The following is a 25502-nucleotide window of genomic DNA, read 5'->3' on the forward strand; positions in this document are numbered from 1 at the left end:
ATGGCGGACACGTACACACAACTGGTCAACAGCGGCCTGGGCCGCAACGTGGCAAAGAAGCTCGGCCTCCCGCAACCGGCGGTCCTTCGCCGTTACCAGCCCGGGCAGCCACTGGTGACCGGACCCGTCGTCGTCCTCGGTGATACTCCGGGGGCGGACAAGCTCGCTGCAGAACTGCTGTCCTGGGACCTCGACGTCCGGCGGCACGCCGTGCCGGCCGAAAAGCTGGGTGCCATCATCCTGGTCCTTGATGAGCTCGCTCATCCGGCAGACCTGGAGAAGCCCGTCCTGGCGGCGGCAGGGTCCCTCCGGGACCTGCGGGCCGGCGGCCGGGTCATCACCTTGTCCCGCCCGGCGTCGGAAGCCTCCTCGCCCGAAACCGCGGCAGCGCGGCAGGGGGTGGATGGCTTTCTGCGGTCCCTGGCCAAGGAACTGCGGGCAGGTGCAACAGGCAACGGCGTCGTCCTTTCTGGCGGTACCACCGCCACCAGCCCCAGTGCCCTGGGCGCCTTAAGGTTCTTCCTCTCCGGCCGGTCAGCGTTCGTTGACGGACAGTTCCTCACCGTGTCAACGGAGGACGGCAGTCTTCCCACAGACCCGGAGCAGCCGCTGGCAGGCAAAGTGGCAGTTGTCACCGGCGCGGCCCGCGGCATCGGTGCCCAGATCGCCAGGACGCTGCACCGCGACGGTGCCACCTTGATCCTGGTGGACATTCCTGCGGCGGGGGACCAGCTGGCCGCAGTGGCAAACGCGGTGCGCGGCACCGCGCTGCAGCTCGACATCACCGGCGCGGATGCGGGCCAGCGGATCATCGACCATGCCGTGCAGCGGCACGGGCGGCTGGACATCGTGGTGCATAACGCCGGCGTCACGCGGGACAAACTCCTGGCCAACATGGACCAGGCACGGTGGAACGCGGTGATCAACATCAACATTGCCGCCCAGCTCCGCATCAATGAGGCACTGCTGGCCTCCGCACACTTCCGGACGGCACCGCGTATTGTTTCGGTTGCTTCCACCAGCGGCATCGCCGGAAACCGGGGACAAACCAATTACGCGGCGTCCAAGGCAGGAGTGATGGGAATGGTGCGTGCCACCGCTCCCCTGCTCGCGTCCCACGGAGGCACCATCAATGCCGTGGCTCCCGGATTCATCGAAACCGAGATGACGGCGCGCATCCCCTTTGCCGTCCGCGAGGTGGCACGGCGGCTGAACTCCCTGCAGCAGGGGGGCCTGCCGTCCGATGTCGCGGAGACCATCGCGTTCCTGGCCAGCGAAGCCGCCGGTGGGATCAACGGGGAGGTGCTGCGGGTGTGCGGGCAGAACCTGGTGGGGGCATGACGGTCCAGCAACCGGTGGTCCTGGCCGAAATGCCGTCATTGTCCAAGCTTTACGTCAATGCCGCCGCGCAGGCGGCACGGCGCAGGCTCCTGGGCACGCACGACTCATCAGTCCTTCCGGCGGAGAGCCATGAAGTCAGGGGCGTCACGGTGGGGGTCGAGAACCTTACCGCGTATCAGCACCTGATCGGCGAAACGGCCAGTGACGTCCTCCCTGCCGGCTTCATCCACGCGATCGCGTTCCCGTTGGCCATGAGCGTCATGAACAGGGACGACTTCCCGCTGCCCCTGCTGGGGATGATCCACCTGCGCAACAGTGTTGAGCAAAGATCACCGCTGGTGTTCACCGATGTCCTTGACATAACCGCCCGGGTGGAAGACCTCCGCGGCCACCGTGCTGGGACACAGGTGGACGTCGTGGCGGAAGTGCGGCGTGCCGGCTCCAGCGATGTGCATTGGTGCGGGGTTTCCACGTACCTGGCCAAGGGAGTGTTCCTGCCGGGGATCGACAAGCCCACCGCCACCGCGCCCAAGGCGGATTTCACGGCACCTGACCCAACGGCCCTGTGGCACCTGGGCGTGGACACCGGCCGTGCGTATGCAGCGGTCTCGGGGGACTTCAACCCCATCCACCTGAGTGTGCTCTCGGCCAAAGCCCTGGGCATGCGGCGGTCGATAGCGCACGGCATGTACCTGGCGTCCCGGGCGCTCGCGGACGCTGGCCCCGCCCGGGGCGACTCGTTCAGGTGGGACGTGGAGTTCGAGGCCCCGGTCTTCCTGCCCTCCCGGGTCGCCCTGGAGATCGCGACGGAACAGGGCGGGGCCGGAGCATGGAAGCGATCCAGCTTTGTCGCCTGGAGTCCGCGGTCGGGGCGGCGCCACTTCAGCGGGACAGTTTCGGCCCTGTAATCACGGCCGGGGAGCTTGGGCTTCGTCTCCGGGACGCGGGCGGCCGGCCTGGTCCTGGGGACGGACCGCCCGGAGGATCCGGTGGAGGCTGAGGAGGACCGATTCTGACGCAGGGACCGTTCCCTGGTCTGCCGGCCTGCGGGCGGTGGCAGCCATACAGGCTTCCACCGCCGCCTTGGCGGCGTCATAGCGGTCCCTCCGGCCCTGCTCGTTGCCGTCGGTATCCGTGGACACCAGTTGTCCGGTTGCGGTGATGGCGTCGGCCAGGGGCTCGTTGTCCTGCAACGGGATGGCATACGGCACGTCGTCTTCCCAGATCACGTCAGACAGCACATCCGTCATGTCCTGGATATGGAACGTGACCCGCTCCAGGTCCTGCAGGTCGCGAAAGTCCTGGTCCATGTCACGCGGGTGCAGCTTCCGGCGGGGGTTGGCCCTGCGGCTGGCATCGGCTTCCTTGACCAGGTGGCGCACGGACCTTGCGGCCTCTGCCAGTTCGTCCGACCTGCGCGACCAGTCTTCGTGCTCTGGGGGCCACTTTTCCTTGAGGGCGGCGCCCATATCCAGCAACTGCTTGCCCAGGGCGACCCTGAGGTCGGCCAGGCTCGACGCCGCTGCGTTGAGGTGCAGGGGTGGGAAAATCAGGAAGTTCACCGCAATGCCCACCGCCACTCCGGCTGCCATCTGCACGAGGTATCCGTAGGAGAAATCTTCGGCGTTACTGCCGCCGACCAGCAGAACCAGCAGGGCCGCCGTCGGAATCCAGTCACTGCCTGAACCGATGCCCGGCAAGCCGCCCAGCAGGACTCCCACCCCCATGAACACGGCGACCGTCAGGGGCGAGGGCGCACCGATGCTCACCAGGACGAAGGCAAGGCCGATTCCCATCGCCAGCCCCGCCAGGGCCTGCGCCCCCTGCTTCACGGACCCGGCGACATTGTGATACATCGCCACCAGGGCGCCCAGCGGCGCGTAGTACGCGTAGTGCGAGGCGGCGCCCGGCATAAGGGGTGCAATGGCGAACGCCAGCCCTGCGGCTATGGCCGCTTTCCCCGCCAGTTGCAGCCGCTGCGCCGCGAAGGCAGCAGAAAGCCCCGCCACTGATTGTCTAAGAAGTTGGGTCCCCCGAGCCCACCGTGCATCCGGCCGTGCCTGAGTATTGCCCATCCGGACAACAGTAGGGCCGGGGGTGCGTCAGGACAAACCGGCTGCTGAACGCCGTACCGCGGCGGCCAGGCGGTGGGACCGGCCCGGAGTGCGCCCCTCTTCCGCGCGACGGGGGATGTAACCGTATCCCAAGCCATAGGACGGATCAGCAAAACCAAGGGCCGCGTTGGCCCCCTCGTGGCCGAAGGCACGGTGGCTGCCGAAGTTCCGTGAAGGGTGGGGCTTCATGAAGACGACAGCGAAGGCATTGTCCAGGCCGGAGGACCGGTCCAGGCCCCACACCTGCTCCCGGGTCATTGCCGCGAGGGTCCCCGCTGTGAGGAACGGCTCACTGCCCTCCACGCCGGTGGTCGCTGCCGCATACAACCGCGCCAGCCCGTCGGCGGACCCTACCCCGCCCGCCGCGGACATGCCCGCGGCGCGCACCGAGCGGATGTTGGGCAGTTCCATGATGGTGCTGACCGGGGCGTTGCCGTTCATGCCATCGAGGCTGAGTGGGTCGACCCACGCCTCCGCCGGGTCTGCTTCATAGAGGACATCCCGATATCTGGCGTCCTGGTCCTCCGGCAGCCCCAGGAAGAAATCCACGTCCCGCGGCTTTCGGATTCTGTGGTCATAGATGTCCTGCAGGGACTCACCCGTAGTCCGCCGGCACAGTTCCTCCATGAGGATGCCGATGGTGAGCGCGTGGTAGCCGAACTGGCGGCCGGGCTCCCAGGAGGGAGCGGCATCCGCGAGTCGGGCGGCAGCCCTGGACGTGGTGAACTCGTCCAAGCCAAAGCCGCCCTCGACACCCAGCAGCCCCGCTTGGTGCGACAGCGCCTCCCTGACCAGGAGCCTGTCCTTTCCGTGCGCGGCAAACTCGGGCCAGTAATGCGCCACGGTCTGGTCCAGGTCAAGGGCGCCGTCCTGGACCAGCAGGGCGATGACCAGTGCGGCGACGCCCTTGGAACAGGAGTAGGCGCCGGTCAACGTATCCGGTGCCATGTCCGGGCCCCCGGTCAGGCGTACCACCGGCACCCCGTTCCGGTAGGCGGCCAGCTGCGCGCTGTAGCGGGAGTCCTCCGCGAGAAAGGACTCAAACAGTGCCAGGACGCCCTCGTACCCCGGCGCCACGAAACCCAGAGAAGTCTGCATGCCTTCCAGTGTAGGAGGAAAGCGGTTTCCTTCAGGGTTTTGCTCAGGCGGCCGCGCCGTGTCCCGCAGCGACTTCCTCGCCCGGCCGGACCGGCCCCGGCGGCGTGCCCCCGCCAAACGGCCGCCCGCCCAGCGACTCCCGCCCGTGGTCCGTCAACCATCCGGACAGGTCCGGGCCGGCCGGCACGATCCCCGTAGGGTTGATGTCCTCATGCACGACGTAGTAGTGCCGCTTGATCTGCACGAAGTCGATGGTGTCTCCGAAGCCGGGTGTCTGGAACAGGTCCCGTGCATATCCCCACAGGTTGGGCATCTCGCTCAGCTTCTGGCGGTTGCACTTGAAATGACCGTGGTACACGGGATCAAACCGTGCCAGCGTGGTGAACAGCCGCACGTCCGCTTCGGTGATGGTGTCGCCCACCAGGTACCGCTGCTGCGAGAGGCGCTCCTCAAGCCAGTCCAAAGCGGTCCACAGCCGCTGGTACGCCGAATCGTAAGCCTCCTGCGATCCGGCGAAGCCGCAGCGGTAGACGCCGTTATTGACCTCGGTGAACACCCGTTTGTTCACTTGGTCGATTTCTTCGCGGAGATGCACCGGGTAGAGCTCCGGGGCACCCGGCCGGTGGAACTCTGTCCACTCGGTCGAGAAATCGAGGGTGATTTGGGGGAAATTGTTGGTCACCACTTCACCACTGTGCACGTCGACGATGGCGGGCACGGTGATTCCCCTCGGGTACCCCGGGAAGCGCTTAACGTAGGCTTCCTGCAGGCGCTCTATGCCCAGGACCGGATCCACTCCGCCCGGATCCAGGTCGAAGGTCCAGGAACGCGCGTCGTGGGTTGGCCCGGGCTGGCCCAGCGAAATGGCTTCTTCGAGCCCCAGCAGCCTGCGGACAATGACCGTCCGGTTCGCCCACGGGCAGGCCCTGGCGGCAATCAGGCGGTAGCGCCCTGCTTCCACTGGCCACCCCGGCTCGCCGTTGCTGCCGGGAGAAGCATCCCTGGTGATGCGGTCCTCTATGTAGTTGGTGTCCCGGGTGAATTCGGCTCCGCCTGTCACATAGGCGCCGCGGGTGCTGTGCCCGTTGGTGTGGTCGGTCGCTGCGGTGGTGCTTTCCGTTTCCTGGCTCATGCCACAAGCCTATGCGCCACCCCTGCGCCCTAGGCGCCTTGCAGCAGGATTACCGAAATGGGCTGCCAGGCCACCAGCCATGCGCCGGCGACCAGGAGCGTGAACAGGCCAATCCAGATTCCGGACGGAACAGACGTGGCACGGTACAGGAGATACGCGTCCGAACTGCTGAGACGGTCCCGGCGGCGGAGGTGCACATGGGTGAGTTTGAGCAGGTCCCGCACCGCGGCGACGAGCAGCGCAAGGCCGAAAATGACGGCCACATGCCCCACGGCGGGAGGCGGCGCAAGGAAGGTGAGGGAGCCTGCTCCGCCGATGGCAGCGCCGGTGATGACGAATCCGGCAAGGTTGCGGAGGAACAGGAGCGTAGCGGCCAGCACCAGCGCACTGACGGCCATGGCGGCGGGTCCCCACCCGTTCAGCCCGCACCAAACAAAGGCGGCGCCCGCCAGGGCGGGCACGGGGTACCCCCAGAAGCAGGACCAGGCGGCGGCCAGCCTGCTTCTGCTGTAGGTGGTGGTGGTTCCGGAGTGGTCAAGCCGGAGGCGGATACCGGACAACCGCTGCCCGGAGGTCAGGGCAGCAAAAGCATGGCCAAGCTCGTGCGTCACCGTGGCGAGGAGGCCGAAGTAGCGCCAACTGCGCCGGGGGATGGACAACCCGACGGCGGCCGCCACCGACAGCAGCATCTCCACCCACGTGACGGTGGGAACGTTCGCCTGGGTGAATGCCGTGGCGAACGTCTCCCATAAGCTGGCGGGGCTGGCCACCGTTGCCTCCTGGCTGCCGGGTAGGCATGGTAGGTGTCGACGTCGTCTGTACTGTCCCCAACGCTACCCAGCTGAGCTGGGTGAAGGCTTAACGGGCACGGGGGCCGGCGGCCGGGCCAGCGTTTAAAGCCGAAAGGCACGCCTGATGCGGCGTGCCTTTCGGGCGGGACCGGGCGAACCTGCCCCTCGGAAAGCTTCTGGACTAGCCTTCGCACTCGGTGCAGTAGCTGTGGCCGTCTTTTTGCCGGGCAATCTGGGACCGGTGGCGGACCAGGAAGCAGGAGTAGCAGGTGAATTCATCCTCAGCCTGGGGGATGACCTGGACTACGAGCTCCTCAGCGACGAATTCGCCGCCAGGGACCCCGGCGCCGTCCAGCCCGTCAGCCTCGTCCAACTCCTGCACAACACTGCGGGCGTCGGGAGCATTCGCTGACTGGAGCTGCTCGAGTGAGTTGTCCTGCGATTCCTTGACGTCGGAACGCAGTTCATCGTAATCGGTTGCCACTTTAGGTGCTTCTCTTTTCTTTGATTGGCTGTCGGGTATGAAACGTACAGCATCAAGCCGGTATTCCCCAACAGGGAGCGTAGATCCACTGCCGATTGGGTAAAGGTTCTAAGGAGCGGCCGCGGGTTTAGAACCGCTGTGCGGCTGCATGGGCAGTGGAGGGGCGGCCGGGCTGTTCCCTCCCGGTGACGGAAGGGGCGGTTTGTGGAGCAACTCACTGCAGAGTTTGGCGGTGCCGAACAAATTGGTGTGGGCGTCGGTCCCGTGCTGGAAAAGTTTGATGATGTGTCCAGGATCGTTGTCCTGCGCGGAGGCGGCCTGGGGGACCTGCTCTTCGCGGTTCCGGCAATGGCTGCGTTGAAGGCGGCCTATCCTGCATCGAGGATCACCTTGTTGGGCACGCCGATCCACAAGGCGCTGCTCGGAGCGGTGGAAAGCCCGGTGGACGAGGTCGTTGTCCTGCCGTTCGCGGAAGGCGTACGGCCCGGGGAAGAGGACGCCGGCGAACTGGACCGTTTCTTTGCTGATATGCGCGCGCGCCACTTTGATGTGGCCGTCCAGCTCCACGGCGGGGGACGGTACTCGAACCCCTTCCTGCTGCGGCTGGGGGCACGCCACACGGTGGGGACCCGGACGGCCGACGCCGCAAGCCTTGAGCGCACCGTCCCGTACCTCTATTACCAGCACGAACCCCTCAGGGCCTTGGAGGTGGCCGGGTTCGCCGGCGCGTTCCCCGTGGACCTTGAGGCGCGGCTTGAACCCTCCCCGCCGGCAGCACCCTCCCAAGTCGACGGCGGCGACGGCGACCAGCCGCTCGTGGTGATCCACCCCGGCGCCACCGACCCCCGCCGTCGTTGGCCCGCAGCCAAGTTCGCGGAACTTGCCGCTGCCTGCGCGGCTGATGGTTCGCGGGTGGTCATTATCGGCGATTCCAGTGAACAGGAGCTGGCAGCGGAAGTTGCCTCCCGGGCGGCCTCCGCGGCAGTTCATTCCGCGGCAGGCGAACTGGAGATGGCAGGCCTGGTGGCGCTGCTGGCGGAAGCCGGCGTTGTGGTGGCCAATGACAGCGGACCGAGGCATCTGGCGCAGGCCCTCGGTGTGCCGACGGTCGGCATCTTTTGGGCGGGCAACGTGATTAATGCGGGGGCGCTGGGGCGGAGCCTTCACCGCGTCCACGCCTCATGGGTCACGGCCTGCCCCACCTGCGGCATCGACGTCACCCAGGTGGGCTGGACAGCACCGCGCTGCGTCCACGACGACTCGGCGGTGGCCGGTATAGGCGTCACGGAAGTCTATGAGGACGTCCGCAGCCTCACCGCCACCACGTTCGCGAAGCAGGACGCATGAGCGGCGCGGTTATGGCGGAGGAGGCCGGTGCTCCGATACCCTCAGACGGCAAACCGGAGCTTTTGGTCCTGCGTGCCTTGAAGCTGGGCGACCTGTTGGTGGCCGTACCGGCGCTGAAGGGCATCCAACGCGCTTTTCCCGGGCACCGGCTCCGCTACGCCGCGCAGGGGTGGCTGTCGGAGGCCCTGGGACTGGTGGGTGGCTATGAGCTGCTGCCTACGCACGGCCTCGACGAACCGCTGGCGATGGATCCCGGCGTGGTGGACGTGGCCATCAACCTGCACGGCAGCGGCCCGGAGAGCCAGGGGAGGATCGAGGCGTTGAGGGCCCGCCAGACCCTGGGCCATCGAAGCGCCTACCGGGACGGGCCGCCCTGGCGGCCGGAGCTGCATGAGCGCGAGCGCTGGGTCCGGCTCCTCGAATGGCATGGAGTGGAAGCCGATCCGCTGGATGTGCAGTTGAACACACCGCACGTCCCCAGTCCCGTCCCCGGCGCAACAGTCCTGCATGTGGGAGCCGCCTACGGCAGCAGGCTGTGGCCGGCGGAGCGGTTTGCCGCGGTGGCGACGGCACTGACCGAAGCCGGACACCAGGTGGTCTTCACCGGAGGTACGTCCGAAAGGGAGCGCGCCGGGGAAGTGTGCCGCCTTGCAGGACTGCCCGGCACGGCCGTACTGGCAGGGGTGCTGGGCCTGGGGGAGTTCGCTGCCACGATTGCCGCCGCGCGCCTGGTGGTCTCGGCCGACACAGGGGCTGCACACCTGGCATCTGCGTACGGCACCCCATCCGTGGTGCTCTTTGGTCCGGCCCCGCCTGAGATCTGGGGACCGCCGCCGGGACCCCATGTTGTCCTGACCCGGGCCGAACTGCGGCGCGGGGACACCTTCGCGGCCCAGCCGGACCCTGCCCTGCTGGCTGTCCAGGTCTCCGATGTCATGGCTGCTGTCAAAGGACTGGGGTTGCTCTGAACCCTGTGGGTTTACGCGTCCATGCTGTGGGTCTGCAGGGGCTGGATCCTGCGCCGCGGGCCTAAAATTGATGCATGAGCACTGAGCTGGAAATCGCTTTGGTGTTGGGGACGGCGTTCCTGTGGGTCACCGTGACGCTGACCATCCTGTCCGCCATCGACCGGCCCGAAAGGAAGGCGCGGCGGCAGGAACGGCGCGACATCCGGACGGAAAAGCGGCGGATTGAGTACCGTCCAGTGGCGGCGGGGCCGCATGCCCAGGGACGGAACCGGCACCCGCGGTCCCGGAGGCTCCACCCGCACTGACCGACGACGTGACTGTCGCGGGTGGGCCGGCGTGGAGCGCGGGCCCGGACCTCCGCGCGCGGCCGCCCGGCCGTCGTCGTACTCTGCCCTGTGGTGGGCGCGCTCGACGTCCCTGCCCCCGTTAGTCAAGTCTTGACGGGGTTGGCCGGATCCCTGACACTTCCCCAATGGGAGTAAGCGAAGAGTTGCGGGCTCTGGGCGATGTGGTGGACAGGCTCGCGGCGAAGTTTCCCGCCCTGTCCAGGGAGCACATTGAGGATGTAGTGCAGCAGGAACACAGCCTCCTGGACACGGGCAGGGTCCGGGCGTTCATACCGGTCCTGGTTGAGCACGCAGCCAGGGACCGCCTCTCGCGTTGATTCGCGGTAAGGCCTCAGGTGGCCGGCATGACGTCGATAAGCACCTTTCCGATGGTCTCCTGTTCCACCGCATCATGGGCTGCGGAAGTCTGCTCCAGCGGGAACCGCGTCAGTGGCAGCCCGTGTTCTTCACCCACCCGGAGCGCACCGGCGGCGAGCGCTTCGGCGACGGCGGCCACGGCGTGCTGCTTCTGTTCGTCGGTGACTGTGTACGTGAGGATGAACTGGTACCGGACGTTCTTGGTCATGCTCTCGCGGATGGGGACCGTCAGTGATTCTCCGGGGTTCGCGGCGTAGATGGAGATGGTTCCGCCCGGCTTGAGGATCTGCAGGTCCGTTTCTATGTTGGCGGGCGCGTTGACGTCCACAATGATGTCGACGCCCTCCGCGGCCACTTGGTGGACGGCGTCGACAACCTCGTCCGTCCGGTAGTTAATGACCGTTCCGGCGCCGGCACGGCGGGCAAGCTCAGCTTTGCGGTCCCCGCTGACGGTCGTGATGACGGCGGCACCGGCCCATCGTGCGAGCTGGATGGCCGCATGGCCTACGGCTCCGGCGCCTCCCGTGACCAGGACGGTGCGCCCCGCCAGGGCACCGGGGGAGAGCCGGGCCGGCCCGTCCTCGTTCGAGGTCAGGGCCCGGTGCGCCGTCAGGGCCGGGATCCCCAACGAGGCGCCGGTGTCGAAGGACTCGGCGTCGGGAAGGGCCACTGCTTTGTGGCTCGGCACCACCACGTATTCCTGGGCGGTACCTTCGTTGCCGCCCCAGGCGACATCCCACAGCCAGACGCGATCGCCCACGGTGAAGCCGGCCACTCCGGCACCCAGCTGGTCGATGACTCCGGCTCCGTCCTGGTTTGGAACCTTCGGGGCATCCAGCTTCCTGCTTCCGCTTCCGGACCGCGACTTCCAGTCGGTGGGGTTCACTCCGGACACCACCACCCGGACGCGGACCTCTCCCGCTCCTGGCTCCGCCAATGGCCTGTCCTGGAGCTTCAGCACGGATGCGGGCCCTGTTTCCTCGTACACGATTGCCTTCACGTTGTCTCCCATGTCCGGTTGCGGATGCCCTACCGCTCCAACCTACCGAAAGCGCCGCACGGGAGCAGCGCCCAGTCCATGGGCGTTCAGTCTTCCTGCAGGTTGGCGGTGCCCACGGCGGCCTTCCCGGCGCAGTCATAGATCACTACGCTGCGAATGGGTTCCCGCAGGGCGGCCCACCTGGCGGCGTCCATTTCCACCCGCTGGCCCGCGCCCGTGAGCGGCCCCAGTTCGATCAGCTTGGCGGAGGACAGTCCAGCGCCGCCGCCCGTCCCTGGGACCAGCACGCCCGGGCTCAACATCAGGCGGAGATCGTCGCCGGCGCCGGTTGCAAGGTTCTCCAGTCGCAGGACAGCGCCGGCCTGGGTGATGTGGATCGTCACCGTTCCCGTCGTGACTGCTCCCTGGGACTGGAACTGCCCCCTCAGAGTCACGGGCCCCGCAGAGGAGGGAACACCGGGAGCAGGTTCCACCGTGGGGCCTTGCTGCTGCGGCCCGGGCGCCGGCCCGGAATCAGTGCAGCCGGCCAGGCCGGCCGCCAGCACCACCGAGAGCGCCGCGGACTGTATCGCCTTCATTTTTCCCCCAATGATTTATTCCCGTCTTCCTAGAACCGGGTCGTGCCACGCAGCGTGCGCGGCCGGCCATCCGGGTCCACAATGAACCGGTAGATGGGCTCGGCCCACAAGCGGTGAAACGGCGGGACGGGCTGGGGTGTGTGGTGACGCACCTGCCCGGCCGGGCGGGGTGTGGAACGGCCGGTGCGGTGCCACTGGTCCAAGCCATCGGCCGCGCTGTTCCACAGCTCCAGTTCGCCCCCGTCCGCCAGGAGACGGGGGTCGTCCTGGTCAAGGCCCAAATGCTCGGCCCAGAGCTGGAGCCGCAGCTTCCCCGCGAGCGGGTGGGTCCCCATCCCGCCCTTGTTGTCGCCGGGCGTCCCGCCGGCCGATGTGTCGATTACCGCACAGGTGAGCTCGCTGTCGGTTGTCCAGGACCGGCGGTTGAAGTTGTCCGACCCGCAGGTGAACCAGGTGTCGTCGATGATGCAGATCTTGGCGTGGACGTAGACCGGCGTCCCGTCGCTGTTCTCCAGGTCGAACACCCCCACCCGGTCCGGAGCGGCCCGGCGGAGCATGCCGATGGCACGCAGTTGCCCCAGGCGCCTGGGCGGTCCGCCAAGGAAGCCGTCAGAGTCCGGGTACCGGGGCACCACGACGATGACGTTGAGCCTGTGGTTGCGCTGTAGGGCGTCTGCAATGCCGGCGGCGACTTCCGTTGACCACAGGTACTGGTCCTCGATGTAGATGAGCGAGCGGGCCTGGGCGAAGGCCTTCGCATACGCCCTGGCTATGCTTCGTTCTCCATTGGGGGCGAACGGGAAGGGCGGATGCTTCACACCGTAGGTGCGCAGCAGTTGGACGGCGTGAGGGCCGGCCGGCGGCGGGGGCGGAGCGGCCTCCGGCAACGGCTTGGGGTGCCTCGGCATGCGGGCCAGGCGCTGCAACAGCATCCGGTAAGGAGTTTTGCGGTCCAGCGGGTGGGGGTCGTTCCACCGTTCTGCGAACACTGCGAGCACATCGGCAACGATGGGGCCGCGCAGTTCAAGGGCGGCATCGTGCCAAGGAGGCCGCTGCCCGTAGCGGGAATCCATCTTCACTGCCTGCGGGTCTCCGGCATGGCCGGCATCATCGCGGCGGCTGTGTGAAAGGTCGATTCCCCCGACGAAGGCTACGTCGCGGGAGGGGTCGTCACGACGGCGGATGACCACCAGTTTCTGATGGTGGGAACCGAAGATCCGGACGCGCTGATCCAACAGCGCCTCCCCGCCGGCGTCGTTGATCTGGCGGCTGAGGAGCTCGTTTGAGCGTCCACTGATGGGGGCTGACACGCGTTCGCCGTGTGACCTCCAGACAAGGCCGCGTACCTCGACGCCGGACCGGGCCAGTTCCGCGAGCAACCCGCCAATCGTCGTGCCACCCGGTTCCAACTGCTCGTCACCGTCGCCGCGCCAGTCGGTGAACCATACCCGGTCTCCGGCCTTCAGGCCGGACAGTTCCGCGTGCAGCCTGGAGAAATAGGCAGCTCCATGCACCAAGGGCCTGACCAGGTTGCCTTCCGACCAGGGTGGAGATTCTGCACCGCCGGCATGGATCAAGGAGGCCGGGTTTCCGCGCTCGGCCCGGTTCAGGAACCACTTGCCAACAGTGCTGTCCACTCGGTGCTCCTTTCGGGGCCCGGGGGACCAGGCCGCTGCGGATTCCAAACTAGCCTATGGCCGCGCGCAAACTGTCTGTTCCCCGGGGGGCCGAAGAAGCCACGATGCGGCAGTAGTCCGGCCAAGTGGGAATAGGCTTGTCCAAAGCCGCTTCCACACCCCTGAAGAATGAGGCAGAACATGTCATTGAAGGAAAAGCTGAAGGGCGACGTCGTCGCCCACATGAAAGCCGGCAACAAGGTCGCCCTCACCACGGTGCGCAACGTCCTTGGTGAGATCGAAACGCGGGAGAAATCAGGAAAGACCCCGGTTGAGCTCGATGACCTCCAGGTCACGGCGTTGCTGCAGAAAGAGGCCGCCAAGCGCCGTGACACGGCCGCCACCTATACCGCCGCCGGGCACGACGACCGGGCACAGGCCGAGATCGCCGAGGCTGAGGTCATCGAGGCCTACCTGCCCAAGGCCTTGACCCGCGAGGAAGCTGAAGCCATCATCGACGGGGTCATCGCTGAATTGGGAGCCGGGGGCACCGCCCTGACCATGCGTTCCATGGGTACGGTCATGAAGTCCGTAACCCCCAAAATCGGCGGACGCTTCGACGGCAAAGCCGTCAGCGAGATCGTCAAGGAACGCCTGGCCTGACGACAGGGCGACAATGCAGTGCGGGCCTGACGGATTTCCCGCCGACCTGCGCATAATGCCGACCTGCGCATAATGAGGCCATGGGGTTCCGGGCTCACCGAGCCGATCAGTCGCGGAAAAGCTTGGCAGTGATGGCCACTGCCGGTGTGATTGTGTCGTGTCTGTCGTCTGCCTGCGGCGGGTCGTGGCAAGGGGAGCCGCCCTGTTTGCCCCCAAGCTATGCCGTAACCCCGGCCGTCGCGAAACCCGGTGACGCCGTCACAGTCCACGCGGCCGACGCTGACTGCAATCCCCGGTACGGCCAGGACGCCCGGATTTACGTCTCGGTCACCGACGCCGCCGGCCACACCGTCTTCAGCACGACTGCCGCGATGAACGATGCCGGCGGGTTTTCTTACCAGTTCGACGTGCCGCTGGCGGCAGCGCCGGGGGAGGCCAGTGTTGAGGCCTACCCTTTCGGCGTGGATTGGTGTGACGATACCGGGACGAACAACCGTGTTCGCCATGCGGAAGGTTTCAGCCGGGCCTCGTGCGCTGCAAGGACGAGGCCGCTGACAATTACCCCCTAGCCGCCCAGTCCGCGCAGGGATCGCATCCCTGTGACGGGGGTTCAGGAGGTGCCGTAATCGATCCTGGCCGTGCCGTCCTTGGGAACGGTGATCCGTCCGCCCTGGAAATCCTGGACGGTGCTGCCGTCTGCCGTCACGTAGTTATCCGTGGTCGGGTAACCAAGCCTGCCCCACTCGAAACCGGTCCCTGCCCAGGCGTCGCGGGTCTTGCCGACGGAGAGGCGAACTCCGGTGGCCGGGCTGGAGATCAGGGCGCCCTTCTGGAAGTTGATGAAGGAGCCACCGTCCTTCAGCCCGGTCACCCGGTTGGTTCCGGGAAACCCCAGGGTGGCTGGACCGTTCACAGCATCGAATGCGGCGCTGAACTCTGACGGCATGGAGAAGGCTCCGAGGGCTGCGGTCCAGTAGATGGATCCGCCCTGGTAGGTCTGTTTGACGCCACCGCTGACCGGTATTTCGTCACTCGTGGGGTAGCCGAGGAACCCGTTCTCGTAGCCGGCCTGGGCCCAGGCTCCGCGGGTGGCACCAATGGACACGTGGGCGCCGGTGGCAGGGGACCAGAGGATGGAGCCGTTCTGGAAGTTCTGGTACAGCCCGCCGTTCTTGATGGCCACCTGGGGACTGACGGCAGCGCCGAGTGAGCGGCCCATTGCCTCATGCTTTGTGAAGATGGCCCCGGATACCGCGTAGGTTCCGACGTTGGGCACGAAGCAGATGACGCCGCCCTGGTAGTTCTGGGCAACAGCGCCTCCTGGCGTGCCGTACTCATCCGTGGTGGGGTAGCCGAGGACACCGTGCTCGAAGTTCTGTCCGGCCCAGACGTTGCGGATGGCTCCCACGGAGATGATGGCGCCGTTTGCCGGGGTCCACAGGATGGAGCCTCCCTGGTAGTTCTGGAAGGCACCTCCTTCTTTTAGGCCGGTGATCACATCGGTGACCGGGTAGCCCAGGCTGCCCCACTCAAAACCCGTGGAGGCCCATTTGTCACGGATCGGGCCGGCGCTGACTGCGGCTCCGGACGCTGGGGAAAACATGATCGCCCCGCCCTGGAACCCCTGCCAGGAGCCGCCATTGCGGAGCCCGCGGAACTCATCGGTTGTTGGGTATCCCAGGGGGCCACCTTCGGCCCCCTGGGAGCGCCACTTGCCGTAGATGCCGGCTGTGACGGCGTGCGTTCCCGCAGCGGGTGAGGAGAAGATCGCGCCATTCTGGTACGCCTGATAGGAGCCGCCGTCCTTCAGGCCGGTGATGACGTCACTGACGGGGTATCCCAAGGCGCCGTATTCGAATCCGGTTTCTGCCCACTTGTCCCGGATTGGCCCGAAAGACGAAAGGTAAGCGCCGCTGGCGGGGGAAAACATGATGACGCCGCCCTGGTACACCTGGTAGACGCCACCGCCACGCAGGCCTCCAACTTCGTCCGTGACCGGGTAGCCGAGGGGGCCGTTTTCATAACCGAGGGAGGCCCACTTGCCGCGGGTGGCTCCCCACGAGAAATGGGCTCCGGAGAGGGGAGACCAGATGATGGCTCCTCCCTGGTAGTTCTGGAAGGCGCCACCGTCCCTCAGTCCACCCACCTCGTTGGAGACCGGGCTGCCAAGCTGGCCGGCCGGCCCTCCGCCCTGGCTGTATTTCTGCGTGATGGCGCCAAAGGGATCCGCTGAATACGGGGTGAAGATGTCATCGACTGCGCCCATGATGATTCGATCGCCGGGGCGGCTGCTGCGCAGGAATCTGTTGACCGTCTCAAGGCTGGTGGACAGGCAGCCGGCGGACGTGGTGCGGCCGGCGTGCAGGAAGATTGCGTAGGAGGCCCCCTGCACGGTATTCATGTCCGGCTGGCGGTTGTAGTTGATGACCGCCGCCTGTTCGTAATACCCCTGGTTCATGTAGGTGTAGAGGTTCTCGTCAGAGGGACCGCCGCTGCCTTCGAAGTACTGGTTGTAGGTAGGTCCGTACTCACCGCCCCAGCGGGAGTTTGCGTTGACCGTATGGTAGGCAAGGGCCGTGCCCGGGTTGGAGCGGCCCAATGCCTCGGTGACGCTGTACGAACCGGTGGGTGACTTGAATGTGTCCTCCCAGGTCAGTCCCGGCGGAGCGAAGCCTTTTAGCCCCGCGTAGCCCCAGTCCTGCCATTCCTGGACATAGCCATTGCCGGAACGAACGCACCCGGTGATGGTGACGACGTTGGATTCACGGCCGGTGGCGGTAGCGAACGTTACCCGGTTAGCACCGAAGCTGTTGTACTTCACCTGTCCCGCAGACAGCCGCTGGCAGGGGTTGTTCTCCTGGGGCCCAGCCTGGGCACTGCCGGTGCCAAGGAAAGCACTGCCCGCGACTGCGATCACCGCCAAGGCGAGTGATAGTGGCCTGGTCCTCTTCACGGGTCCTTCTTCCTGGAAGGCGCAGCATGGCGCCTTGGTGACAAATAGTCCATGCCAGGACATAAAACCCGCGTTGACGTGGGACGATGCCGTATCTGGCGCGGCTGCCCCTAGGCTACCGGGCTGATTGCGAATCCCACGGCACCAGGTGTGGATACGCGAATGAGCGAGTCGGCCCGCGCTGTCCACCGTTGTGCTGATGAGGCAGGACATCAGGCTCGCTTTAGGCCATCTGCCTGGCGCTTGCGGCGCTCGCCGAATTGGCCCCGGGTGTGGACTACGGATGGCGACGAGCCTGTCGCTACCGGTGCCTAGGGCCAACCGCTGTAGGGATCGGCGTTGTAGTTCGTGGGCGGCGGGTCCTTGCACACCCGGCCTCGTTGGGACTGCGCATTGCCCCGGTGCCTGGGCGGCCGGGTACGCCAATGCTTGCGTTGCCAGTGGGCGTCAGCAGCCGTAGCACCACCACGGCAAGAATGACGGCAAGGAAGCCGTAGAGGTACTCCATCAGTTCCCCTGTCCGTTCGTTTTTTCCCGTTCGCGCAGCCAGCGGCGGCGCTTCACGGCGGTCCTGAACGCGAAGGCGGACATCACCAGGCCACCGGTCCCCACGCCAAGCCCAAGGAGGGCGGTGCTCAGTTCGCCGCCCTGCGCGACGACGAGAATCCCGACCGCCAGCATTCCCCCGCTGAGGAGGGCGGTGAAGACAGCAATGCCCGTGATCAGGGCTGGGCTCTGGACGGGTGTGGTGGCTGCCATCGACCATCCCTCGGGGACACCGCCGGGGCCGTACTGTTCCTCGTACTGGCGCACGTTGAAGCTGCTCGGGTCGTAGGGCGTTCCGTCGGGCTTGCGGAATTGCTTGTCCTGGTTGAACACGGGTCGAATCCTACCGGGACGCGCCGGCTGGTCGCCGCGGTTCTGGCCCAGCTCAAGGAGGTTGATGTCGACGCTGCCGCTGGAGCTCGGCTTCGGGGAACCTCGGAGCTTGCGCAACTGGGTGGCCTTGTACTCGTCACGGGCGAGGAAGAACGTATAGAGCGTCAGGAACCCGGCGAAACCGATCAGCCACAGAGCGCCCCACTCCGGCAAGTCGCCATCCCACAGCGGACGCTGGAACAGCCACACGCCGGTGGCCAGGATAAGAACCATGACGACCATCACGATTCCCATGCCCCACCAGGTGCTGACCTGGGCCTGTCCGCCACCGGGCGTGAACCCGATCTCATCGGCCGGGTAGCTGTGCAGCTCGCCCGTGCTGGTCTTGCGCAGGACGCGCTTCTCGCCGGCGGCGACCGCCTGCTTGTGTTCGGCGTAGACGGCGTCCTCGCGTGCAAACCGTTCCCGGTCGTAAACCATCGTCAGGCTCGTTTCTCTTGGCTGGGCAGGTACTCGGGTTCATCCGGGAACGGGCGGGTGCTGAGCGGGAAGTTTTCCCGGCTGATCTCCAGGGTTCCTGGGTGCTCCTCGAACCAGCGCCGGGCCTGGTCGTCGGTGACACCGTGCGTTGGCTTGGGCAGGCCCCTGCCCTTGCGGAGCTTTCGGGCCTTGAGCTCTCGCCGGAGGGCGTGGAGACTCAGCAGCCAGCCGCCGGTGAACAGGACCGTGCAGACAACGGACATGGCGAACCAGATCAGTCCCATGCCCATGTCGCCCAGGTCAGGGGTGGAGGTGATGATCGCGTAGATGCTGACCAGGATGAAGAGTGGAGCGAGGATTGCTGGGATGGTTGCAATCAGGGCGACGATGGCCAGGCCGGTGAATGTCCTTGCCTGGTAGTTGCCTCCGCTGGGCAGGGAGCCGCCAAGCCCCCATTCTTCCTGGGTGTAGGCGTAGATGACCGTTTCCCTGCCCCACCCACCGGTGGCGTAGAAGTACTTGGGGACCTGACCGTCCCTGGTGTTCCGGGTGCCGGCCATCATTCCCCCCTGCTTCCGTCCCGAGGGCCCGCGTTAAGTGCGGGCTGCGAACTCTGACGCGTGCGGCCCACAGGGGCCGTTCCCCTGGCTTCCGGTGTAGCTCCCACCCTAACGAAAACCAAAGCGAAACTATGTTCCTGGAGACCTCCGGTTCGATGCTCCGCTCGTGTAGAGAATCAGGAACGGGGCCACGGTTGGATTCCGGTTGCGACGTGGTTGGAGACACAAAAAAGCCCCGGAACATCATTGATGTTCCGGGGCTTCCCATTGTGCGCGGAGGGGGACTTGAACCCCCACCCCCTTTCGAGGACTAGCACCTCAAGCTAGCGCGTCTGCCATTCCGCCACCCGCGCAGGTGGTATTTCGGGAAGCGTCTCCGCCTTTCAGCGTTTCGCGCCTCTCCGAAGCAGCGAGAAAAACTCTAACACGAACTTTCCGGGAACAACGAATCGGGCCAAGTAGGTAGGCTGAGGGCAGCGATTCAGCTCGTGCCAACCAGTCATTCCCTACCAAGGAGCCATCAATGCCTGACGTCCTGCCCGAGGATGAAGTTGTCCGGATCTGCCAGGAACTCATCCGGATCGACACTTCCAACTACGGCGACGGATCGGGGCCGGGGGAGCGGGCTGCGGCAGAGTATGCCGCCGGGCTCATCGAGGAAGTGGGGCTGGACGCCGAGATCTTCGAGTCGGCTCCCGGCCGTGCGAACGTTGTCACCAGGATGGCGGGGGAGGACCCCTCGGCCAGTGCGCTGGTGGTCCACGGCCACCTGGACGTCGTTCCAGCGCTCCGGGACCAGTGGTCCGTTGACCCGTTCGGGGCAGAACTGAAAGATGGCCTCATTTGGGGACGCGGCGCCGTCGACATGAAGGACATGGACGCCATGATCCTTTCGGTGCTGAGGAGTTTTGCCAGGGAGGGCCGGAAGCCCAAGCGGGACATCATCTTCGCTTTCTTCGCGGATGAGGAGGCCGGCGGCGTGTATGGCGCCCGCTACGCCGTCGACAACCGGCCCGAACTTTTCGAAGGCGCCACCGAAGCCATCTCCGAGGTGGGCGGCTTCTCGGCCACTATCGGCGGCCAGCGGACCTACCTGCTGCAGACTGCGGAAAAGGGCATCTCCTGGCTCCGCCTCGTTGCGCACGGACGTGCCGGCCACGGTTCGCAGATCAACACCGACAATGCCGTGACCCGGTTGGCCGCTGCCGTGACCAGGATTGGTGAATACAAGTGGCCCATCGAACTCACTCCCACCACCCGGCAGTTCCTCGACGGGGTGACTGAACTCACCGGAGTTGAGTTCGACGCCGACAACCCCGACCTGCTGCTCAACCAGTTGGGTACGGTGGCACGGTTCGTCGGCGCGACCCTGCAGAACACCACGAACCCCACCCTCCTCAAGGGCGGCTACAAGCACAACGTCATTCCCGAGTCCGCCGAAGCACTGGTTGACTGCCGGACCCTCCCGGGCCAGGAACAGCAGGTCCTCGAAATCGTGCGCGACCTCGCCGGCAACGGCGTGGACGTCAGCTACGTCCACAACGACGTCTCGCTGGAGGTCCCGTTCGCCGGCAACCTGGTGGACTCGATGATCGACGCTCTCCACAAGGAGGACCCCGGCGCCAAGGTGCTGCCCTACACGCTCTCCGGCGGTACGGACAACAAGTCACTCAGCCGCCTGGGCATCACCGGCTACGGGTTTGCACCCCTCATGCTGCCGGATGAGCTGGACTTCACCGGCATGTTCCACGGGGTGGACGAGCGCGTCCCGGCGGATTCCCTGAAGTTCGGTGCCCGGGTCCTGGACACCCTGCTCACCAACTACTAAGAGGAGCCCGCCGTGAGCCCAGAGGAACTGCTGCCGGATGAGCTCCTGGAGCGCATCCGCAGCCGCGCCGCCGGATATGACCGTGACAACGCCTTCTTCCACGAGGACCTGGAGGAGTTGGCAGCGGCAGGCTACTTGAAGCTTTTCGTACCAGCGTCCGACGGCGGCGCAGGGCTTGGGCTCGAAGCGGCGGCGCAGTGCCAGCGCAGGCTGGCAACGGCTGCCCCGGCCACCGCTTTGGCCGTCAACATGCACCTGGTCTGGACCGGCGTCGCGCACGTCCTGGCGGCGCGGGGCGACAACTCGCTCGATTTCGTCCTCAAGGAAGCTGCCCAGGGCGAGGTCTTCGCCTTCGGCAACTCGGAAGCCGGAAACGACTCGGTCCTCTTCGATTCACGGACCACCGCCACACCGGAACAGGATGGCGGCTACTCCTTCACCGGTACCAAGATTTTCACCAGCCTGTCGCCGGCCTGGACCCGTCTGGGCATCTTCGGGAAAGATGCTGGAGCCCGGGACGGTGCCGGGGAACTGGTCCACGGATTCATCACGCGGGAAACTCCCGGCTACCGGATCCTGGACGACTGGGACACCCTGGGCATGCGGGCCAGCCAGTCCGCCACCACGGTCCTGGAAGCCGTCAGAGCTCCAGCCGACCGCATCTTCCGCAAGCTGCCCGTCGGCCCCAACGCCGACCCCCTGATCTTCGCGATCTTCGCCTGCTTCGAGAGCCTCCTGGCTGCCGTCTACACAGGTCTCGGCGAACGCGCCCTGGCCGTGGGCGTGGAGAACGTGAAGCGGCGTACCTCCTTCAAAAACGGCGGGCGAAGCTACGCGCAGGACCCCGACATACGCTGGAAGGTGGCAGACGCCGCCATGGCCATGGACGTCCTGTACCCGCAACTCAGGACCGTCACTGCCGACGTCGACGCCCTGGCTGACCACGGAAGCCAGTGGTTTCCCAAACTTGTTGGACTGAAAGTGAACGCCACCAAGACCGCCCGCCGCGTGGTGGACCTGGCCATCCGGGTCAGTGGGGGATCAAGCTATTTCCGGGGCTCGGAACTGGAACGGCTCTACCGGGACGTGCTGGCGGGGATGTTCCACCCCTCCGACGACGAATCAGCCCATAACACCGTAGCCAACGCGTGGCTGGGACCGTTGGAAGACTAAACGATCCGCTGGACCGCGCATTTCTAAACGGTCCGCTGGACCACACATTTCTAAACGGTCCGCTGGACCTGCATCACCCGGCGCCGCAGCCAAAAGCGCCTGCCGCCACCCACGTACAGCTTGCTGCGCTCCAGCTCCCACTTGCCGTATTCGGAGTGTTCAACGAGCCGGCGCCGAGCCTCCGGCAAGGAATCATCAGGGCTGACGGTCAGTACGAGGTACTCGTACTGCCGCAAATAATCCCGCTCCCGCTGGACCGAGCTGGTGAGAAATTGTTCCTTCATTTGCTCTCCATTTTCGTCCTTTTCCGGCTAACGTGAAGTCATGAGCATCGATCCGCGTGTCGCGCTTTCGTCCCTGACCACCGCTTTGGAAGAACACCTTATAGCAGCATCGAACCGCCGCGGGGACGGTGATCCCTCCGTTGAGGCAGCGTTTTTCGCGGTTGCCGATGCTTTCGAGGTTTACGAGGACGCCCTCTACGAGGCCTACAACGAAGTAACGCCCCTGCAGGTCTTTGACGACGAGGATGAAGAGGACGAAGAAGCCGACGTGGACGAGGACGAAGATCTGGAAATCGTCGACGAGTAGCAGGGCCGCCCGAACCGCCCCAGGACCAGGGAAGTTGCGGAGCAGAAGCTAGGACACCGCGGAAACATCCTCCAGCGCGCGTGCAATCTGCGGCGGCAGGGGCGTCAGCTGGGAATCGAGGATCTCCTTCAACTGCACCGGTGTCCGGGCGCCAACGATCGCCGTGGCAACTCCGTGCTGTGACAGCAGCCAGGCGAGCGAAACATCCTGCGGAGTCCGGCCCAGCCCGTTGGCAGCCATGCACACCGCATTCACGATCCGCGACGGCTTCTCCTCCAGATACGGCTCCACGTAGGCGGCTTCGCTGACCGAGGCGCCCCGTGAACCGGCGGGGATGCTGCCACGGTACTTCCCCGTGAGCACCCCCCGGCCCAGCGGAGCCCACGCCATCAGCCCCAGGCCGGCATCCTCAACGGCGGGGATCAGTTCCGCTTCCGCCCGCCGGTTAAGGAACGAGTATTCGGCCTGGATGGCCACCAGTGGCACACTGCTCGTGGCGGCGGCCTTGGCGGCCTGCCAGCCCCTGTAGTTTGAGATGCCCGCGTACCTGGCCCGGCCGGTGCGGACCGCGAATTCCAGTGCCGCCAGGGTTTCATCGAGGGGAACGTTGCTATCCCACGCTTCGGCGAACCACAGGTCCACATAGTCGGTGCCTAGCCTGGCCAGGCTTGCATCCAGCCCGGTGAGCATCGCATTGCGTGAGGCGTCCACCGCACGCCGGCCATCCGGCGTCGTCATCCCCGCTTTCGTGGAGATGGAAATCTCCGTGCGGGACACCACATCGCCCAGGAGTGAGCCAAGGATCGCCTCCGAGCCGCCGCCCGCGTAGGACGCCGACGTGTCCACGTGCCGGCCGCCGGCATCAAGGAAAGTGCGCAGCAGTTCCGAGGCGTCCTGTTCGTCAGTGTCGCCACCCCAGGACCGGGTGCCAAGGGAGAGGGCTGAAACTCGCAATCCACTGTTGCCGACGTAACGCTGCTGCATAGCAGCAAGCTTACGGCCAGGAGCGGCGCTGCCATGCCGTAGGGTCTTAGCGTGAACTGGTTTGAAGCGGCCCTGCTGGGCCTAGTGCAGGGACTGACCGAATTTCTACCGATTTCATCAAGCGCACACCTGCGGATCGTGGGCGAATTCCTCCCCAACGCAGAGGACCCGGGGGCAGCCTTCACGGCCATCACCCAGCTCGGCACGGAGACCGCCGTACTGATCTTCTTCTGGCGTGACATCGTCCGCATCGTCAAGGCCTGGGCCGGCTCCCTTACGGGCAAGGTGTCCCGGCAGGACCCTGACGCCCGGATGGGCTGGCTGGTAATTCTGGGCAGCCTGCCCATCATCGTCCTGGGGCTCCTCTTCCAGGACCAGATCGAGTCCGTGCTCCGCAGCATGTGGATCGTGGCCACCATGCTCATCGTCTTCGGCCTCATCCTTGCCGTGGCAGACGCAATCGGCGCCCAAAAGCGGGACCTTGCCCACCTGACCTACAAGCACGGCATGCTGTACGGCCTGGCGCAGGCCCTGGCCCTTATTCCCGGCGTCTCCCGCTCCGGCGGGACGATCACCGCGGGCCTGCTGATGGGCTACACCCGTGAGGCAGCGGCCCGGTACTCGTTCCTGCTCGCCATCCCCGCGGTCTTCGGCAGCGGGCTGTACCAGCTGTACAAGGTGGTTACCAAGGAAGGGGTCTCCGGCCCCTTCGGCCTGCCGGAGACCGCGCTTGCCACCGTGATCGCCCTGCTAGTGGGTTACGTCATCATCGGCTGGTTCCTGAAGTTCGTGTCCACCCGCAGCTACCGGCTCTTTGTCTGGTACCGGATCTTCCTTGGACTCGCGCTGTACCTGCTCCTCGGTTTCGGCGTCATCAGCGCCTAGGACTAGGCTTGGCATGTGAAATCCTGGACTTCCCGCCCTGTGCCTGCCCTGCCCGGAAACATCCCCGCCATCCGGTTGTTCGATACCGCGGCGGGCCGAGAGGTGGCCCTGGAACGGGAGGCCAGGCCTTCCATGTATGTCTGCGGCATCACGCCCTATGACGCAACCCACATGGGGCACGCGGCCAGCTATGTCGCCTTTGACCTCCTGAACCGCGCCTGGCGCGATGCCGGCAGCGAGGTCTCTTACGTACAGAACGTCACTGACGTGGATGACCCCCTGCTGGAACGTGCCACCGCCACCGGCGTCGACTGGCGCGACCTCGCCGCGGAACAGGTGGAACTCTTCCAGACCGACATGGAGGCGCTGAACGTCCTGGCGCCGGACAACTACGTCGGCGCCGTCGAATCCATTGGCCTGATCGTCCCCGAAGTGGAACGCCTGGTCAGCATGGGGCTGGCATACAGGGTGGACGGCACCAACGGCGAACCTGACGGGGATGTCTATTACGACGTCGAAGCCGCCGGCAAGCAGTCAACGGCACCTGATGCCTGGGCCCTGGGATCCATTTCCCACCTTGGCGAAAGCGCCATGCTGGAGCTCTTCGCCGAGCGCGGCGGGGATCCGGGCCGCGCCGGAAAGCGGCAGGCCCTTGACCCGTTGCTGTGGCGGGTGGAACGCGAGGGTGAGCCGAGCTGGCCCGGTGGAAGCCTGGGACCGGGACGGCCCGGCTGGCACATCGAGTGCACCGTGATCGCGCAGAAGTACCTGCCCGCACCCTTCACCGTGCAGGGCGGCGGATCGGACCTGATCTTCCCGCACCACGAAATGGGCGCCGGCCACGCTTACTCCCTGGCCGGGGTCCCCCTGGCCAAGCACTACGCCCACGCGGGCATGGTGGGCCTCGACGGCGAAAAGATGAGCAAGTCCAAAGGCAACCTGGTGCTGGTCTCCAGGCTCCGCGCAGCCGGCGAGGACCCGGCAGCAATACGGCTGGCGATCCTGGCCCACCACTACCGCTCCGATTGGTCCTGGACCGACGAAGGCTTCCAGGCCGCCAAGGCCGACCTTGCAGCGTGGCGGAAAGCCCTTGACCACGCTCCCGAGGGCTCAGGCCAGCAGCTGCTGGCCGAGATGCGCGAGGCGCTGGCAGCCGACCTGAATGCGCCGGCAGCGGTTGCCGCGGTCTCGCGCTGGGCACGGAACGCGAACGACGCCGGTGCTGCCGCCAGCCCCGCTGACGCGGCCCTGGTAAAGGACGCGGTGGACGCCCTCCTGGGCATCCGGCTCTAACGCGTCCGCACATTACGGCAGACGGGAAGGGCCCGGCCGG

Annotated in this window: 26 protein-coding genes and 1 tRNA gene; 13 read left to right on the forward strand and 14 right to left on the reverse strand. The window is 66.1% G+C overall.

The window, feature by feature from the left end; all coding sequences use genetic code 11:
- Positions 1-1341 (forward strand): 3-oxoacyl-ACP reductase, encoded by a 1341-nt coding sequence (locus AB0280_RS02785; RefSeq protein ID WP_366366138.1) that lies wholly within the window; start codon positions 1-3, stop codon positions 1339-1341.
- On the forward strand, positions 1338-2249 hold the full coding sequence (locus tag AB0280_RS02790; protein ID WP_366366139.1) for a MaoC family dehydratase: 912 nt from the start codon (positions 1338-1340) through the stop codon (positions 2247-2249). Before AB0280_RS02785 ends, AB0280_RS02790 begins: the two co-directional genes overlap by 4 nt.
- Here the strand turns inward: AB0280_RS02790 and AB0280_RS02795 are convergent, their stop codons facing one another.
- The 5 genes from AB0280_RS02795 to AB0280_RS02815 all read right to left on the reverse strand — a co-directional run bounded on the left by AB0280_RS02795 (position 2250) and on the right by AB0280_RS02815 (position 6960).
- The gene (locus AB0280_RS02795) at positions 2250-3350 is read right to left on the reverse strand and encodes an FUSC family protein (RefSeq protein WP_159632008.1); all 1101 of its coding nucleotides are present in this window, start codon (positions 3348-3350) and stop codon (positions 2250-2252) included. It abuts the gene before it with no gap.
- A 93-nt stretch (positions 3351-3443) separates the two neighbouring features.
- A complete protein-coding gene (locus AB0280_RS02800; RefSeq protein ID WP_366366140.1) occupies positions 3444-4553 on the reverse strand; it encodes a serine hydrolase domain-containing protein in 1110 nt (369 codons plus the stop codon).
- Between the two features lie 43 nt (positions 4554-4596).
- Positions 4597-5685 (reverse strand): glutathione S-transferase family protein, encoded by a 1089-nt coding sequence (locus AB0280_RS02805; RefSeq protein WP_366366141.1) that lies wholly within the window; start codon positions 5683-5685, stop codon positions 4597-4599.
- 29 nt (positions 5686-5714) lie between these two features.
- A complete protein-coding gene (locus tag AB0280_RS02810) occupies positions 5715-6455 on the reverse strand; it encodes a M50 family metallopeptidase (RefSeq protein WP_224026081.1) in 741 nt (246 codons plus the stop codon).
- A gap of 202 nt (positions 6456-6657) precedes the next feature.
- Complete coding sequence (locus tag AB0280_RS02815; RefSeq protein WP_018761323.1) at positions 6658-6960, reverse strand: DUF4193 domain-containing protein; 303 nt, start codon at positions 6958-6960, stop codon at positions 6658-6660.
- A gap of 204 nt (positions 6961-7164) precedes the next feature.
- On the opposite strand from AB0280_RS02815, the gene AB0280_RS02820 reads away from it, so the two are divergent.
- From AB0280_RS02820 to AB0280_RS02835, 4 genes are all read left to right on the forward strand, one after another.
- The gene (locus tag AB0280_RS02820; protein ID WP_275180110.1) at positions 7165-8307 is read left to right on the forward strand and encodes a glycosyltransferase family 9 protein; all 1143 of its coding nucleotides are present in this window, start codon (positions 7165-7167) and stop codon (positions 8305-8307) included.
- Positions 8304-9275, forward strand: a complete 972-nt coding sequence (locus tag AB0280_RS02825) for a glycosyltransferase family 9 protein (protein ID WP_224026083.1) — start codon at positions 8304-8306, stop codon at positions 9273-9275. Before AB0280_RS02820 ends, AB0280_RS02825 begins: the two co-directional genes overlap by 4 nt.
- 74 nt (positions 9276-9349) lie before the next feature.
- Positions 9350-9580, forward strand: a complete 231-nt coding sequence (locus tag AB0280_RS02830) for a hypothetical protein (RefSeq protein ID WP_159632003.1) — start codon at positions 9350-9352, stop codon at positions 9578-9580.
- Between the two features lie 167 nt (positions 9581-9747).
- On the forward strand, positions 9748-9939 hold the full coding sequence (locus AB0280_RS02835) for a three-helix bundle dimerization domain-containing protein (protein WP_142133845.1): 192 nt from the start codon (positions 9748-9750) through the stop codon (positions 9937-9939).
- Positions 9940-9953: 14 nt separating this feature from the next.
- Here AB0280_RS02835 and AB0280_RS02840 read toward each other — a convergent pair whose 3' ends face one another.
- The 3 genes from AB0280_RS02840 to AB0280_RS02850 all read right to left on the reverse strand — a co-directional run bounded on the left by AB0280_RS02840 (position 9954) and on the right by AB0280_RS02850 (position 13194).
- Positions 9954-10979: an NADPH:quinone reductase gene (locus AB0280_RS02840; RefSeq protein ID WP_366366142.1), complete on the reverse strand. Its 1026-nt coding sequence runs from the start codon at positions 10977-10979 to the stop codon at positions 9954-9956.
- A gap of 86 nt (positions 10980-11065) precedes the next feature.
- Positions 11066-11557, reverse strand: coding sequence for a DM13 domain-containing protein (locus tag AB0280_RS02845; protein ID WP_366366143.1), 492 nt, complete (start codon positions 11555-11557; stop codon positions 11066-11068).
- 29 nt (positions 11558-11586) lie between these two features.
- Positions 11587-13194, reverse strand: a complete 1608-nt coding sequence (locus AB0280_RS02850; RefSeq protein WP_366366144.1) for a phospholipase D family protein — start codon at positions 13192-13194, stop codon at positions 11587-11589.
- Between the two features lie 180 nt (positions 13195-13374).
- Between AB0280_RS02850 and AB0280_RS02855 the strand changes: the two genes are divergently transcribed.
- Both AB0280_RS02855 and AB0280_RS02860 read left to right on the forward strand, forming a co-directional pair.
- A complete protein-coding gene (locus tag AB0280_RS02855; RefSeq protein WP_275180115.1) occupies positions 13375-13836 on the forward strand; it encodes a GatB/YqeY domain-containing protein in 462 nt (153 codons plus the stop codon).
- A 206-nt stretch (positions 13837-14042) separates the two neighbouring features.
- Entirely contained in the window at positions 14043-14405 is a 363-nt protein-coding gene (locus AB0280_RS02860; RefSeq protein WP_366366145.1) for a hypothetical protein, read from the forward strand.
- A 41-nt stretch (positions 14406-14446) separates the two neighbouring features.
- On the opposite strand, the gene AB0280_RS02865 is transcribed toward AB0280_RS02860, so the two are convergent.
- The 4 genes from AB0280_RS02865 to AB0280_RS02880 form a co-directional block, all read right to left on the reverse strand.
- The gene (locus AB0280_RS02865; RefSeq protein ID WP_366366146.1) at positions 14447-16789 is read right to left on the reverse strand and encodes a hypothetical protein; all 2343 of its coding nucleotides are present in this window, start codon (positions 16787-16789) and stop codon (positions 14447-14449) included.
- 507 nt (positions 16790-17296) lie between these two features.
- Positions 17297-18148 (reverse strand): hypothetical protein, encoded by an 852-nt coding sequence (locus tag AB0280_RS02870; RefSeq protein ID WP_366366147.1) that lies wholly within the window; start codon positions 18146-18148, stop codon positions 17297-17299.
- A gap of 2 nt (positions 18149-18150) precedes the next feature.
- The gene (locus tag AB0280_RS02875; protein WP_366366148.1) at positions 18151-18711 is read right to left on the reverse strand and encodes a hypothetical protein; all 561 of its coding nucleotides are present in this window, start codon (positions 18709-18711) and stop codon (positions 18151-18153) included.
- Between the two features lie 267 nt (positions 18712-18978).
- Positions 18979-19061: transfer RNA gene (locus tag AB0280_RS02880), tRNA-Leu, on the reverse strand.
- Positions 19062-19231: 170 nt separating this feature from the next.
- Here AB0280_RS02880 and AB0280_RS02885 point away from each other — a divergent pair.
- Positions 19232-20536: a M20/M25/M40 family metallo-hydrolase gene (locus AB0280_RS02885; protein ID WP_159631993.1), complete on the forward strand. Its 1305-nt coding sequence runs from the start codon at positions 19232-19234 to the stop codon at positions 20534-20536.
- Between the two features lie 12 nt (positions 20537-20548).
- Positions 20549-21709 carry an acyl-CoA dehydrogenase family protein gene (locus AB0280_RS02890; RefSeq protein ID WP_366366149.1) on the forward strand — a complete coding sequence of 387 codons (1161 nt, stop codon included), beginning with the start codon at positions 20549-20551 and terminating at the stop codon, positions 21707-21709.
- Positions 21710-21759: 50 nt separating this feature from the next.
- Here AB0280_RS02890 and AB0280_RS02895 read toward each other — a convergent pair whose 3' ends face one another.
- Complete coding sequence (locus AB0280_RS02895; RefSeq protein WP_018771130.1) at positions 21760-21993, reverse strand: DUF5703 family protein; 234 nt, start codon at positions 21991-21993, stop codon at positions 21760-21762.
- Between the two features lie 40 nt (positions 21994-22033).
- Between AB0280_RS02895 and AB0280_RS02900 the strand changes: the two genes are divergently transcribed.
- Positions 22034-22300: a hypothetical protein gene (locus AB0280_RS02900; protein ID WP_364399391.1), complete on the forward strand. Its 267-nt coding sequence runs from the start codon at positions 22034-22036 to the stop codon at positions 22298-22300.
- Between the two features lie 48 nt (positions 22301-22348).
- Here AB0280_RS02900 and AB0280_RS02905 read toward each other — a convergent pair whose 3' ends face one another.
- Positions 22349-23284: an aldo/keto reductase gene (locus tag AB0280_RS02905; RefSeq protein WP_366366150.1), complete on the reverse strand. Its 936-nt coding sequence runs from the start codon at positions 23282-23284 to the stop codon at positions 22349-22351.
- Between the two features lie 51 nt (positions 23285-23335).
- On the opposite strand from AB0280_RS02905, the gene AB0280_RS02910 reads away from it, so the two are divergent.
- Both AB0280_RS02910 and mshC read left to right on the forward strand, forming a co-directional pair.
- Complete coding sequence (locus tag AB0280_RS02910; protein ID WP_366366151.1) at positions 23336-24169, forward strand: undecaprenyl-diphosphate phosphatase; 834 nt, start codon at positions 23336-23338, stop codon at positions 24167-24169.
- Positions 24170-24184: 15 nt separating this feature from the next.
- Positions 24185-25462: a cysteine--1-D-myo-inosityl 2-amino-2-deoxy-alpha-D-glucopyranoside ligase gene (gene mshC / locus AB0280_RS02915; RefSeq protein WP_366366152.1), complete on the forward strand. Its 1278-nt coding sequence runs from the start codon at positions 24185-24187 to the stop codon at positions 25460-25462.
- Positions 25463-25502 lie beyond the last annotated feature (40 nt).

The sequence above is a fragment of the Pseudarthrobacter sp. 902506025 genome (assembly GCF_040702325.1).
In the GTDB taxonomy this organism is placed as follows: Bacteria; Actinomycetota; Actinomycetes; order Actinomycetales; family Micrococcaceae; genus Arthrobacter.

Bases quoted from the DNA above. Each gene is read 5' to 3' on its own strand.
- AB0280_RS02870 (WP_366366147.1), bottom strand. From the start codon at position 18,148: ATGGTTTACGACCGGGAACGGTTTGCACGCGAGGACGCCGTCTACGCC.
- AB0280_RS02845 (WP_366366143.1), bottom strand. From the start codon at position 11,557: ATGAAGGCGATACAGTCCGCGGCGCTCTCGGTGGTGCTGGCGGCCGGC.
- AB0280_RS02885 (WP_159631993.1), top strand. From the start codon at position 19,232: ATGCCTGACGTCCTGCCCGAGGATGAAGTTGTCCGGATCTGCCAGGAA.
- AB0280_RS02790 (WP_366366139.1), top strand. From the start codon at position 1,338: ATGACGGTCCAGCAACCGGTGGTCCTGGCCGAAATGCCGTCATTGTCC.
- AB0280_RS02855 (WP_275180115.1), top strand. From the start codon at position 13,375: ATGTCATTGAAGGAAAAGCTGAAGGGCGACGTCGTCGCCCACATGAAA.
- AB0280_RS02905 (WP_366366150.1), bottom strand. From the start codon at position 23,284: ATGCAGCAGCGTTACGTCGGCAACAGTGGATTGCGAGTTTCAGCCCTC.
- AB0280_RS02805 (WP_366366141.1), bottom strand. From the start codon at position 5,685: ATGAGCCAGGAAACGGAAAGCACCACCGCAGCGACCGACCACACCAAC.
- AB0280_RS02875 (WP_366366148.1), bottom strand. From the start codon at position 18,711: ATGATGGCCGGCACCCGGAACACCAGGGACGGTCAGGTCCCCAAGTAC.
- AB0280_RS02825 (WP_224026083.1), top strand. From the start codon at position 8,304: ATGAGCGGCGCGGTTATGGCGGAGGAGGCCGGTGCTCCGATACCCTCA.
- AB0280_RS02835 (WP_142133845.1), top strand. From the start codon at position 9,748: ATGGGAGTAAGCGAAGAGTTGCGGGCTCTGGGCGATGTGGTGGACAGG.
- AB0280_RS02900 (WP_364399391.1), top strand. From the start codon at position 22,034: ATGAGCATCGATCCGCGTGTCGCGCTTTCGTCCCTGACCACCGCTTTG.
- AB0280_RS02895 (WP_018771130.1), bottom strand. From the start codon at position 21,993: ATGAAGGAACAATTTCTCACCAGCTCGGTCCAGCGGGAGCGGGATTAT.
- AB0280_RS02830 (WP_159632003.1), top strand. From the start codon at position 9,350: ATGAGCACTGAGCTGGAAATCGCTTTGGTGTTGGGGACGGCGTTCCTG.
- AB0280_RS02800 (WP_366366140.1), bottom strand. From the start codon at position 4,553: ATGCAGACTTCTCTGGGTTTCGTGGCGCCGGGGTACGAGGGCGTCCTG.
- AB0280_RS02785 (WP_366366138.1), top strand. From the start codon at position 1: ATGGCGGACACGTACACACAACTGGTCAACAGCGGCCTGGGCCGCAAC.